Raw genomic sequence first — 12,026 nt, 5'->3', positions numbered from 1 at the left:
GCAGGGTGTGGGCCGGTGCCGGTGTTCCGCTCACGGTCGGGTGGGGCGGGCCCGGCGATGGGGCGCGCGTCAGGGCGTCCACGGGTGGGCGCCGTGCACCCTCGGGCGTGGCACACCCGTGGTGCCGCGGTGCACCGGTCGGCTCGGTGCGGGGCTGGGCGCTGTTCGGGTGGGCGGGTGCGGCCCGCGGGGGCCGGGGTGCCTGCGGGCCGGGGTCCGTATCGGCGGCGGACCCCGGCGCCGGCCCCTCCCCACCGCCGGGCCCGTCCCCACCACCGGGCCCGGCACGGTTCCGTCCCCGCCGGGCCGTGCCCGGCCCCCGCGTCCGCCGGGGCCGGGGCCGGGGTCCCCGGGCGCTACTGGGCGATCTTGTCGTCGACCAGCTTCTTCACGTTGTTCCACGCCTCCTCGGGCGACGTGCCGCGCTGCTCGATGTCGAGGATGCCGTTGTCCGTGACGAACGTCTTCACCTGACCGTCGTACCGGCTCACCGGTGCGGGGGTGATGCCCGCGGCCGCCGACGAGTAGATCTTCCCGACCGGGGTGTCGCCGAAGTACGGGATCCTGGCGTTCTGGACGGCGTCGGAGGCGAGCGTGTCCTTGGTGGACGGGATGTTGCCGTTCACGCCGAAGACCTTGGCGTGCTGCGCGGGCGCCGTCAGCCAGGCGGCCAGCTTCGCGGCCTCCTCGGTGTGCTTGCCCGCCTTCGGGACGGCGAGGAACGACCCGCCCCAGTTGCCGGCGACGGGAGGCGCCGCGATGTCCCACTTGCCCTGGTTGGCGGGACCGGCCTGGTCCTTGATGATGCCGGTCATCCAGGACGGGCAGGCGACGGTGGCGAACCGGGAGTTCTTGAACCCGGCGTTCCAGGTGCCCTTCTCGTCGAACTGGCGCAGCTTCGCGGTGATGCCGCTGCGCGCCGCGTCGACGGCCAGGCCCCACGCCGTGCGCACCCCGGGGCTCTCCTCCCAGGACAGGTTGCCCTCGGCGTCGGCGTACTGCTGGGGCTGGCTGGACAGGACGGCGTTGAACAGCCCGCTGGCGGAGTCGTGGAAGGCGGTCCCCGCGGGGGCGTTGCGCTGGTACGTCTTGCCCGTGGTTACGAATTTCGCCCAGTCCCCGGCCCACAGCCGCGCGACCCGCTCGCGGTCCGTGGGCAGCTTCGCCTTGGCGAAGAGGTCCTTGTTGTAGCAGATGGCCATGGGGCCGATGTCGGTGCCGAGGCCGATGACCTTGCCGTCGGCGGTGGTGGCCTGCTTGATCTTCCAGTCCAGGAAAGCGGAGGTGTCGGCGCCCCCGGTCTTCGACAGGTCGACCCACTTGCCGGCCAGGGTGGAGCCGGTCGCCTCGGCGATGTACCCGACCTCGACGGCCTGGATGTCGGCGAGGCCGCTGTTGCGGGAGAGGCGCAGCTTCAGGGTGTCCCAGTACTTCTGGCCGTCCGCGACGTTCGACTCGACGATCTCGACGTGCGGGTTCAGCTTCTCGTACTCGGCGTACAGCTTGGCGCCGTTCTTGTCGTCGTAGCCGAACGACCCGAAGGTGCCGATCCGCAGGGTGATCTTCCCGTCGGCACCCGCGCCCGATCCGGAGCCGTCGCCCCCGCCGTCGCTGCAACCGGCGATCAGGGCCGCGCAGGCCGCGATGGCGGTCACCGCGAGTGCGGGGCGGCGTCTGCGGGCCAGGTCACGGGTACTGCTCGAAGTGCGCATTCTCCACTCTCCTCGTCCAGGGTGGTGCGGGGTCGCGCCGGGGTGGGGGTGGGGCGGCCGGGGCCGGGGGACCGGGTGGCCTGACCGGGGCGGATCGGATCGGCGTGCGGCGGCTCGTGCGTCGGATCCGGCGAGTCCTCGCGGGGTGGTGGTGGGAGCGCTCCCACGTCGCCATGCCCGGAAGATTGCTGCCTGGCGGGTGCGGGTGTCAAGAGATGAACGCGAATTGATCCCCTCGCGGGCGCCCGGTGTCCGCGATGCGGTGCGTGCCTTCAGGACCTCAAGGCCGATCGCTGGAGACCGGCGCCACCTTCCGCTACGTTGGGAGCGCTCCCACCACTCTCGGTCAGGACCCGGCCCTCCCGCTGGGGCCGGTGCGCGGGGCAGGCTCTACCTTGACTCCAAGGAGCCCCGCCCGGCCGGGCGGCCGGCTCCGCGGCTCTCCGCCCCGGGCGAGCCGGCACCGAGGACGGACGGGAGACGTGACCCCATGGCGGTGAACGGACGGCAGACGGGCAGGCCCACCCTGGAGGAGGTCGCGGCCCGGGCGGGCGTCGGCCGCGGCACGGTGTCGCGCGTCATCAACGGCTCGCCCCGCGTCAGCGACCGGGCCAGGGCCGCCGTCTCCCGGGCCGTCGCGGAGCTGGGGTACGTCCCGAACCGCGCGGCCCGCGCGCTGGCCGGGGCCCGTACGGACGCGGTGGCGCTGGTCATCCCGGAGACCGAGGCGCGGCTGTTCGCCGAGCCGTACTTCCTCGACATCATCCGCGGGGTGAGCGCCGAGCTCGCGGACGCCGACAAGCAGCTGCTGCTCACCCTGATCCGCACCAGCCAGGAGCGCCAGCGCTTCGAGCAGTACCTCGCGGCGCAGCGCGTCGACGGGGTGCTGCTGGTGTCGGTCCACGCGGACGACCCGCTGCCGGACGTGGTGCGCGGCCTGGACATCCCCGCGGTCCTCAACGGCCGCCGCTCCGAGGCGGAGCCCGTGGCGTACGTCGACTCCGACAACGTCGGCGCGGGCCGCTCCGCCGTCGCCCACCTGGCGGCGGGGGGCCGCCGCCGCGTCGCGACCATCACGGGGCCGCTCGACATGTACGTGGCCCGCTGCCGCCTCGACGGCTACCGCCGGGGCCTGGCGGACGCCGGCCTGACGGCCGACGAACGGCTCGTCGCCGCGGGCGACTTCACCGAGAAGGGCGGCCACCGCGCGATGGTGGAGCTCCTGGAGCGGTGCCCGGACCTGGACGCCGTGTTCGCGGCGTCGGACGTCATGGCGGCGGGCGCGCGGGTCGCCCTGCGCGAGGCGGGCCGCCGCGTCCCGGACGACGTGGCCCTGGTCGGCGTGGACGACTCGGCGGTCGCCCGCCACATGGACCCGCCGCTCACGAGCGTGCGGCAGCCGATCGAGGAGATGGGCCGCGTGATGGCCCGCGTCCTGCTCCAGGAGATCACCGGCACCGGCTCCGAACCGCGCCAGCTCGTCCTGCCGACGTCCCTGGTCGTCCGCGACTCGGCGTGAACGGGGCGCTCACCGGTTCCGGTAGAACCCCTCGTCCTCTTCGTCGGGCTCTGACGGGGCGAACTGCCGCAGTTTGCCACCTCGGATCATCCAGGTGCGGAAGAACTCCTGCTCCTGGTCCATCACCAGCAGCTGGACCAGGTTCGGCTCACACCACGGCACCTCGGACACGCGTTGCCTGAGGGCGTCGAGGTCGGCGTGGTTCAAGGTGCCCGCCCACACCTCGCACTCGGGCTGCTTCCAGCCGCCCCACTGGTTCGTCCCAGCGTCGGTGAGCAGCTTCAGAAACCCCACCCCGCGGACTTCCGGTTGACCGCGGCGAGGGGCTTCCGTCCGCAACCACTCACTCAACGCCTCGACATTCGCGCTGTCGGCCATGTCGACCGAGATCATCACGTTCGCCACCCAACTCATAGCGATCGTTGTACTGCAACAGCCGGCGGTTCCGCCGCGCCTATCCGTGCGGGAGGCTTCGCAGGCCCCCGCACATCCCACCACCGCGCCCAGCCGTCGTTCGGGGTCTGCACCTGTGTACCCGCACGGTCGGGTGGCGTGCGGTACACAGGTGCCCCCGCGGCGGGCCGTGTCTTGTTCCCCGCTCCCGCACATGCCTCGATGCGCCCTTGATGCTGCTCAGGCGTGAGGACGAGGCTCATGCACGTCTGTGCAACCGATTTGCTAGGAGAGTACCCAGTGGCTCTGACCTTCCTGGGGATCTGGCCCAACACCCCCGATGACGGCTCGCCGACGATCTGGGTGGAGGAGGAGACGGGAGACCTGATCATCCAGTCATGGAAGGCGGACGAGGAGACGATTCGCAAGGCGCAGGAGGTCGGCTCAGTTCCGGGTCACTCCACGGACGTCCCGGATCACGAGACCGTCATCCGGCTCCCTGCGAACATGCTCCGGTTCATCCCCCGTACGGACAGTGAGGGCAGTGGTGGCAACAGCGGTACGTGAATGCCTCGCCAAGACCCAGCGATCGGCGATGCACCTGGAGATGCGGGACAGCTACATGCGGGATGACCCGGAGTTCATCCGCTGGCAGCAGGGGCACCGGTACGACTCGGCGGACCGTGAGTCCTGGTGGCGGCCGTGGCTGGACGTGGTGGCCCAGACGACCGGCCGGGGTGTCGTCATGCGCCGTTTGCGGGTGGTTTCCGAACCACTGAGCGACTATGTCCGGTATGAGTACGACGGCACCTTCACGAACGTTGCAGCCGGTGAGGACGTCCGTTGGCTGTCGCGCTCGCGGGCGCGTGATCTGCTGCTCCCTGTGCTGGACGGGTGGGTCATGGATGAGGAGACCGTGATCCTCCACCACTTCAGCGGCGAGGGGCAGTGGACCGGGCCGCGTATGGAAGTCGTGCACGACCCGGCTTTGGCCGCGCAGTACGTCAGCGCGTACGAGACGGCGTGGGAGCGCGCGATTCCCCATGCGGAATACCGACCCGCCTGATCGCGCCTCCATGGCTGTCTCAGCGTCTTCCAGCGCCCAGGAGGCCCGACAGGCTCTCGCGAAACGGCTCGCGGATCTTTGCCGGGATGCCGGGCTGACCGGTCTCGACCTTGCCGAGCGCTGCGGATGGAGTCGGTCGAAGTCGTCCCGGATCATGAACGCCAGGACACCCCCGTCCGCTGACGACATTCGGGCCTGGTGTCAGGCGTGCGGTGCCGAGGATCAGGCCGAGGGTCTGATCGCCTCGCTGCGGACGGCCGAGGGCATGTGGGTCGAATGGCGGCGTATGGAGCGGGCGGGCCTCAAGCGGGCGCAGGAAGCGCGCTTGCCGATGTACCAGAGGACGCGCCGTTTCCGGTCCTACTCGTCGTGGCTCGTGCCCGGCATGATGCAGACGCAGCCGTACACGACGGCTGCTCTGCGAGCGATCCAGCGACGACGCGGTTTGGTGGACGACGTGGCTGATGCGGTGGCCGCCCGCATGGAACGTCAGAGGGTGTTGTACGAGGGCGATCGGCGGTTCGCGTTCCTCGTTGAGGAGTCCGTGTTGCGGGCCGGGGTGGGTGGTCCTGAGGTCATGTTCGGGCAACTCGGCCACTTGGTCTCGATCGCCTCGCTTCCCCATGTCAGTCTGGGCGTCGTGCCCATGCGACCCGACCGGGAGCGCTGGCCGGCTGAAGGGTTCTGGATCTATGACGCCGCCCAGGTCAACGTCGAATTGATCTCCGGCTACCTCACGATTACGCAGCCGAGCGAGGTGGCGATGTACGCGGAGACGTTCGCGGAACTGGCAGCGCTGGCCGTCTACGGGGCCGCCGCTCGTGCGCTGATCACCTCGATGCTGGACGTCCTCGGATAACTCGCGTGCAATCTCGTGCAACCGCCTGTCAGTCGGCGTTGCCTCCTCCCTAGCGTGGTCGTCGTCGGTCCACGTGAGAGGACGCCTCCGATGGCGAGTACGACCGGAGACAGGGATGGCCGCAGGGACGAGTACGCGACGTTCGCGCCCGGGGGAGAGACCCTGCCACGAGTGCGGCAAGCCGATCGGAAACCTGAGCTCTGTCGCCGGGGATCGGTGGCACGGCCGTCGGGGCCGCCCGCCGTGGTCTACCGGCACAGCGAGTGCGCCGAACCGTACCGGCGCGACCGGTGACACCGAGATAGGGGAACACCATGGGATGGGGAACGGGTAAGGGCGGCAGCGGAGGCAACGGGCAGCACTCCGGAGGGAAGGACCCGGGCACGTCCAAACCGTCGTCGGACACGGCCAAGCCCAAGGACCCGCCGAAACACAAGAAGGGCGAGTGACAGTGGCGGCGGACTCCGCAGCGTCCGAGCGGATCGCCAACCGCGATCTTCTGCGCGCGTTGAAACAGGAGGGATACGTGGCGCCCGAGTGGGAGCATGCCGCGTGGGCCGTGCCCCGTTCCGCGTACGTGCCTGATCGTGTCTACCTCGGTGATGCCCTGGAGCCATGCGACCGTGCCGACGCCCCGGACACGTGGCTGCAGGCGGTGTACGCCAATGACTCCGTGGTGACGCAGATCAACGACGGCGAGGACCCAGGAGCAGGAGAGCGGTGGGCTTCGTCGTCCGCTTCCGCCCCGTCCATCGTGCTCCGGATGCTGCACATGCTCGACGTGCACGACGGACACCGGGTCCTGGAGATCGGCACGGGCACGGGGTGGAACGCGGGGCTGCTGTCCTACGTCGCCGGCGCGGAGAACGTGACGACCGTCGAAGTGGACCAAGCGTTGGCTTCCCGAGCCCGGGACCGCCTGCGCAAGGAGGGACTGAGCGCGGAAGTGATCGCCGGCGACGGAGCGGAAGGGCACGCGGCCAACGCTCCGTATGACCGGCTCGTGGCCACGTGCTCCGTACGGTCCGTCCCGCGTCAGTGGGTCGACCAGGTGAAGCCCGGCGGCGTCATCCTCACGCCATGGGAAAGTCCATGGGTCTGCTACGGACTGCTCCGCATGACGGTGGACGACACCGGAGGAGCGTCGGGTCCGTTCTCGCCGCACTCCGCGTTCATGCTCATGCGGAACCAGCGCACCGACCTCCGGGTCTACCGGGACGTGGTGCGCGACGACCACCGGCCCGCTGGGTCCACTACCGATCTTCCCCCGTGGATGGTGACGGGTGAGGATCTCGCCGCGCAGTTCGCCATGGGGCTACAGCTCCGCGACGTGTGGTGGACGTGGCACGACAACCCGGACGTGGACGGGGTGGCGGCCCGCCTGTGGGTCGCGACGACCGACGCCACGTCGTGGGCAGCCGTGGACTGGGACGGACAGCCGGACGGCCGGTGTGCGGTGTGGCAGCACGGCCCGCGCCAGCTCTGGAACGAAGTGGAAGCGGCTTACTCGTGGTGGTCGCTGCACGGCCGTCCCGGCCCGGAACGGTTCGGGCTGACCGTGACCGCCACGGGTGAGTATCCGTGGCTGGACATTCCCGATCATCCCGTTCCCGCGCTCGGCTGATCGGTACGACTGCCCCGTCTGTGCGCTGCTCTCCGTAGCGCATCGGCGGGGCTCGTGCGACCTGCGAGGTGAGCCACGCGCCCGAAGGCGTCGCCGGACAACGTCACGGACGCGTGCCGGCTGCGCGTACGGCCCGAGCAGGCGGGATTCGTCGAGTCGGTCGCGGAGTCCCTCGCCGAGGCGTACGCCTCGCCCGACATCGCCTGGCCGCGGCTGGTGTGCGACGGTGAGGAGGCCGTCGGCTTCGTGATGGCCTTCTTCGACGTCCCGTTCGACGTCGACGGGCCCGGCGCCGCGCCCCGCAGTGGACTGTGGCGGTTGGCCGTCTCCGCCGACCACCAGGGCGCCGGCTACGGCCGGTTCGCCGTCGCGGCCGTCTGCGACGAGGTCCGGCGCCGTGGCGGGTCGACGGTGACGGTCACCTACAAGCCCGGCGAGCACGGCCCGGAGGGCTTCTACGCGCGGCTCGGCTTCCGTGCGCTCGGCATGACGGACGACGGGGAGGTCCTCGCCGAAATGAACCTGCCCGAACGGGACCTGTCCGAGGTGGACCCGACCGAGGTTGACCGGACCGAGCTCGGCCCGACCGAAGGGGGCCCGGCCGCGCCCGCTGCCTGAACCCGGACCCGTACCCGTACCGGGCCTCCCGCTCGGACGCGATCCGGACCCGGACCGGGCCCGCTCGGACGCGATCCGGACCCGTACCGGGCCTCCCGCTCGGACGGGACCCTTACCCGGGCCCGCACCCAGGGCGGGGGCGCGCCCCGCGTCGTGCGGCGCGCGCCCCCGGCCCGACCGGAGTGGACCTCTCCGCGCCCGCCGCCTGAGCGCCCGCCGTCCGCTCCGTACAGGGGCGGGCGGCGGGCCGCCGGGGGCTACGCGGGGCGCGCGTACGGGCGGGTGATGATCTCCATGTTGTGGCCGTCCGGGTCCTCGAAGTAGGCGCCCCGCCCGCCGAAGAGGTCGTTGACCTTCCCCTTCTCGGTGTGGTGCGGGTCGGCGTAGTACGTCACGCCCGCCGCCTCCAGACGGTCGATCATGGTGTCGAACTCCTCGTCGGGGACGAGGAAGGCGTAGTGCTGCGAGGCGACCTGTCCGTCGGGCGCGGTGTAGAAGTCGAGCGTCACGCCGTTGCCGGTGTCCACCGGCACGAACGGCCCGAAGGGGGCGCCGACCTCCAGCCCGAGGATCCCCGCGAGGAACTCGGCGGACGCCTGCTTGTCGGTGGCGTGGACGACGGTGTGGTTGAGATCTGCGGTCATGGATGTTCCCTGTGGTCGATGGGCGTCGAGGCGTGCGAGAAGTCCCCGTGCGACAGAGGCACGGAGAGGAGCGCGTCGGAGGGACGCGTGCACGCCGCGGGGGGCCTCTGGCCCGCCCCGCGCTCACGAGGAGGCCGGGTGCCCCACTCGCTGATGGCCCATGGCCGACCCGGCAGTCACGGTGTCGACTCTAGTCCCGCCGGTCCCGCGCCGACAACGCGGTTCCGGCCGAACTCCCGTTCGCTCAGCGTCGATCCAGCAGCTCGACCATCCCCGCGACGTCCTCCCCGCCGTGCCCCGCGGCGACCCGCCGGGCCATCAGCTCCATGTACGGCGTGAGGAGCTCCGGGCTGACGCGCTGCTCCTCGGCGGTGCGCAGCAGCGTCGCGTTCCCCGCCGACTGCATCGCGAGGTTGGACACGACGCCCTTGCCGTAGTCGCCGGTCTCGATCTGCTCGGCCGTCGTGTGCGCCGACCCGGCCATGGCGGTCAGCCAGTCGACGAGGAGCGCGGCGAAGTCCCGGGGGGCGACCTCCTCGTGGCGCACCAGGGCGAAGGCGTGCAGGACCCCGGCGAACATCCCGCTCATCGCGCTGAGCAGCGCCACGTCGTGCAGCGCGGCGAAGCCGGGGTCCTCGCCGACGTACCGCGCGCCGGCCGGGACGGCGAGCGTGGCGCGGTGTTCCGCGAAGAGGTCGCGGGAGCCGCTGTAGAGGACGTAGGCACCCGAGTCGGGCACGCCGATCATGGGCGGTACGGCCATGATCCCGGCGTCCAGGAAGCGGGCGCCGCGCTCGCGCGCCCAGGCGGCCCGGGACCGGCCCTCGCCGGGGGTGCCGGTCGTGAGGTTCACCAGGTCGCGGCCGGCCAGGTCCGCCCCGTCGAGGGCGGCGCCGACGGAGTCGTCGTCGAGGAGGCAGGCCACGACGAGCCGGTTCGCCGCGACCGCCTCGGCGGCCGTGGAGGCGACCACCGCCCCCAGCGCGGCGAGTGGCTCGGTGCGGGAGGGGGTGCGGTTCCAGACGGTGAGGGGGTGGCCCGCGGCGAGCCAGGCCCGGCCGAGGGCGCTGCCCATGTCGCCGGTGCCGAGCAGGGTCAGCGGGGTGGGCGACGGCGTCGGGGAGGCGTCGGGGGAAGGGGTGGTGTCGGTCATGACCGTTAGGCTCGTCGGTGCGGGGCGGCCGCTCAAGTACGCACTTTCGAGTGGGCGGGCACCTCCGGGTAAGCATCCAGGTGGAGGGGGTGGCGGCATGGCGGTGGCCAGGCGGCCGGGGGCGTACGTGTGCGGGATCGACGCCGCGATGGACGTGATCGGCGGGAAGTGGAAGGTCCTCATCCTGTGGGCGCTGCACGAGCGGCCGTGCCGCTTCGGCGAGCTGCGCCGCGAGCTGCCCGGGGTGACGGAGAAGGTCCTCGCCTCGCACCTGCGGGAGCTGGAGGCCGACGGCGTCGTCCACCGCGAGGAGTACGACGAGGTGCCGCCGCGCGTCGAGTACTCCCTGACCCCGCGGGGCGTGTCGCTGAACGAGGCCCTCGCCCCGCTCGGCGCCTGGGGCCGCGACCACGTCCTGGCCCCGGCCCGTGAGGCCGCCTCGGCACCCCGCTGAGCCGCCGCCCGCCGCCGCGCCGGGCTGAGCCGCCGCCCGCCGCCGCGCCGGGCTGAGCCGCCGCCCGCCGCCGCGCCGGGCTGAGCCGCCGCCCGCCGCCGCGCCGGGCTGAGCCGCCGCCCGCCGCCGCGCCGGGCTGAGCCGTGCTGGGCGATGGGACGAGCCCCCGCCCCCGGGAACGTACCGCCGGGTGCGGGGGCTCGTGGTCAGGAGCCGGCTGCGGGCGTCAGAGCGCCGGGTGGGCGTTCTTCAGCAGCTCCTGGAACTGGGCCGAGAACCAGTGGCCCGAGACGGGGGCGTCGGGCAGGGCGCCCGACATGTTGTTGTTGTTCCGCGGGTTGCCCGTGTACGTGGGGTCGCACATGCGGTCGAAGCCCTTGCCCTCGTTGTTCGGGATGGCCTTGCTCGACCCGTCGGACTCGCCCGGGGGCTTCATCCACACGTAGGCGTCGATGCCCGGCTCCGGGTTGGCCTTGGGTCGCTCGCCGAGGCCGGCGCCCGCCTGGTTGCACCAGTTGCCGAGGTGGATGCGGCGGTCGTAGCGGCCGCCGTTGACGTACGTGTCGACGTTCGTCTGCGCGCCGGGGCCGGTCGGGCGAGCCGCGCCGCCCCAGCCGTTGCGGGAGGTGTCGATCAGCATGCCGAGGTTCGGCGAGAAGCCGATCCGGATCAGCTCGGCCCGCATGGCCTGCGCGAACGACAGCTCGTCGGTGTACCGGTTCCAGTCGATCCACTTCGAGGTGCGCACCGACTGGCCGCCCACCGTGTCGTTGATGGTGAAGTGGTCCTCCTTCAGGGCGCTGTAGTTGGCGGTGTTGACGATGAAGCCGTGGACGTTGGCCACGGTCGATCCCTCAGCCGTCGCCGCCTGCTTGAAGATCTGGGCGGACGCGCCGAAGTTGTCGTCCCAGCCGAGCCAGCCGTGGTGGCCGGCGTCGACGTAGTTGTAGACGTTGGGGACGGCGCCCAGCTTCGCCAGGGCGTAGCCGACGCCCTTCACGTAGTTGCCGTTCGCCTTCATGACGTCGCAGTTCGGCGTCGCGGTCGGGCGCGGGGTGACGTTGGTGACGAGGTTCGGCAGGCTGTCGATCTCGACCGTCGTGACGATCCGCAGACCCTTGTACTTCGGGTCGGCGAGGATCGCGGCGATCGGGTCGATGTACTCGCGCTGGTAGCGGCCGATCTCGGTCGGGCCCAGCTCGCCGTTGGAGGCGAGCGCGGCGCAGTCGCGGCCCGGCAGGTTGTAGATCACCAGCTGGATGGCGAGCTCGCCGTTGCCCTTCTGGCGCAGCGCCTCGTCCAGGTGGTCGCGCAGGCCCATGCCGCCGTTGACGCCCTGGATCGCGGCGATGCGGTCGAGCCAGACGCCGGTGGGCTGGTTCGCGACCTTGGCGCCGCCCGGCTCGGCGGCGGCCTTCGCGGACCACTCGGGGTTCACGTACACCTTGGCGCCCGCGTACGGGTTGTCGACCCGGTTGCCGGCCGGCGGGTCCGTGGGCGGGTCGGTCGGCGGGTCCGTCGGGCCGGTGGAGCCGTTGCAGACGACGCCGTTGAGCTTGAACACCGTCGGCACGGCGTTGGTCCCGCCGTAGGAGCCGTTGAACCCGAAGGACGTGGACGCGCCGGTGGCGAGGGAGCCGTTGTACGCGAGGTTCCTCGCGGTGACGGCCGCGCCGGACTGGGTGACCGCGGCGTTCCAGTGCTGGGTCACCTGCTGGTTGCCCGCGTACGTCCACTCCAGGGTCCACGCGGCGACCGGGTCGCCGGTGTTGGTGACGGTGACGTTGGCGCCGAAGCCGTTGTTCCACTGGTTGGTGACGGTGTAGTCGACCTTGCAGCCCGGGGCGGCGGCCCCGGCGGGGGAGGAGAGCGCGGTGGCGGTCGCGCCCGCCGTGGCGATCAGGGTGCAGGCGGCCAGCAGGGCCGTTCTGCTGCGGCGGCGAGGTACCTGAACGGTGGTGCTCGCGGTGCTCGTGCGGCTCAT

General features: G+C 71.8%; 12 protein-coding genes. 7 read left to right on the top strand and 5 right to left on the bottom strand.

Going from position 1 to position 12,026, the window contains the following annotated elements:
• Nucleotides 1-356 precede the first annotated feature (356 nt).
• A complete protein-coding gene (locus tag NRO40_RS10440) occupies nt 357-1,712 on the bottom strand; it encodes an ABC transporter substrate-binding protein (RefSeq protein WP_058945028.1) in 1,356 nt (451 codons plus the stop codon).
• Between the two features lie 490 nt (nt 1,713-2,202).
• Here NRO40_RS10440 and NRO40_RS10435 point away from each other — a divergent pair, with 490 nt between their 5' ends.
• Nucleotides 2,203-3,231, top strand: coding sequence for a LacI family DNA-binding transcriptional regulator (locus tag NRO40_RS10435; RefSeq protein ID WP_058945029.1), 1,029 nt, complete (start codon nt 2,203-2,205; stop codon nt 3,229-3,231).
• 9 nt (nt 3,232-3,240) lie between these two features.
• On the opposite strand, the gene NRO40_RS10430 is transcribed toward NRO40_RS10435, so the two are convergent.
• A complete protein-coding gene (locus NRO40_RS10430) occupies nt 3,241-3,645 on the bottom strand; it encodes a hypothetical protein (RefSeq protein WP_058945030.1) in 405 nt (134 codons plus the stop codon).
• Between the two features lie 279 nt (nt 3,646-3,924).
• Between NRO40_RS10430 and NRO40_RS10425 the strand changes: the two genes are divergently transcribed.
• From NRO40_RS10425 to NRO40_RS10405, 5 genes are all read left to right on the top strand, one after another.
• Nucleotides 3,925-4,191 carry a hypothetical protein gene (locus NRO40_RS10425; protein ID WP_058945031.1) on the top strand — a complete coding sequence of 89 codons (267 nt, stop codon included), beginning with the start codon at nt 3,925-3,927 and terminating at the stop codon, nt 4,189-4,191.
• Nucleotides 4,172-4,690, top strand: a complete 519-nt coding sequence (locus NRO40_RS10420; RefSeq protein ID WP_332836280.1) for a DUF6879 family protein — start codon at nt 4,172-4,174, stop codon at nt 4,688-4,690. The genes NRO40_RS10425 and NRO40_RS10420 overlap by 20 nt, the downstream gene beginning before the upstream one ends.
• 10 nt (nt 4,691-4,700) lie before the next feature.
• The gene (locus NRO40_RS10415) at nt 4,701-5,549 is read left to right on the top strand and encodes a helix-turn-helix domain-containing protein (RefSeq protein ID WP_257375385.1); all 849 of its coding nucleotides are present in this window, start codon (nt 4,701-4,703) and stop codon (nt 5,547-5,549) included.
• 445 nt (nt 5,550-5,994) lie between these two features.
• Nucleotides 5,995-7,173: a methyltransferase domain-containing protein gene (locus tag NRO40_RS10410; RefSeq protein ID WP_232791258.1), complete on the top strand. Its 1,179-nt coding sequence runs from the start codon at nt 5,995-5,997 to the stop codon at nt 7,171-7,173.
• Between the two features lie 120 nt (nt 7,174-7,293).
• A complete protein-coding gene (locus tag NRO40_RS10405; RefSeq protein ID WP_058945033.1) occupies nt 7,294-7,791 on the top strand; it encodes a GNAT family N-acetyltransferase in 498 nt (165 codons plus the stop codon).
• Between the two features lie 257 nt (nt 7,792-8,048).
• Here the strand turns inward: NRO40_RS10405 and NRO40_RS10400 are convergent, their stop codons facing one another.
• A complete protein-coding gene (locus tag NRO40_RS10400; protein WP_058945034.1) occupies nt 8,049-8,435 on the bottom strand; it encodes a VOC family protein in 387 nt (128 codons plus the stop codon).
• A gap of 244 nt (nt 8,436-8,679) precedes the next feature.
• Complete coding sequence (locus tag NRO40_RS10395) at nt 8,680-9,588, bottom strand: NAD(P)-dependent oxidoreductase (RefSeq protein WP_058945035.1); 909 nt, start codon at nt 9,586-9,588, stop codon at nt 8,680-8,682.
• Between the two features lie 97 nt (nt 9,589-9,685).
• Here NRO40_RS10395 and NRO40_RS10390 point away from each other — a divergent pair, with 97 nt between their 5' ends.
• On the top strand, nt 9,686-10,042 hold the full coding sequence (locus NRO40_RS10390) for a winged helix-turn-helix transcriptional regulator (protein WP_257375384.1): 357 nt from the start codon (nt 9,686-9,688) through the stop codon (nt 10,040-10,042).
• 226 nt (nt 10,043-10,268) lie between these two features.
• On the opposite strand, the gene NRO40_RS10385 is transcribed toward NRO40_RS10390, so the two are convergent.
• A complete protein-coding gene (locus NRO40_RS10385) occupies nt 10,269-12,026 on the bottom strand; it encodes a glycoside hydrolase family 6 protein (protein WP_058944851.1) in 1,758 nt (585 codons plus the stop codon).

The organism is Streptomyces changanensis (assembly GCF_024600715.1).
In the GTDB taxonomy this organism is placed as follows: Bacteria; Actinomycetota; Actinomycetes; order Streptomycetales; family Streptomycetaceae; genus Streptomyces; species Streptomyces changanensis.
This window is presented reverse-complemented; position numbering and strand designations above follow the sequence as displayed.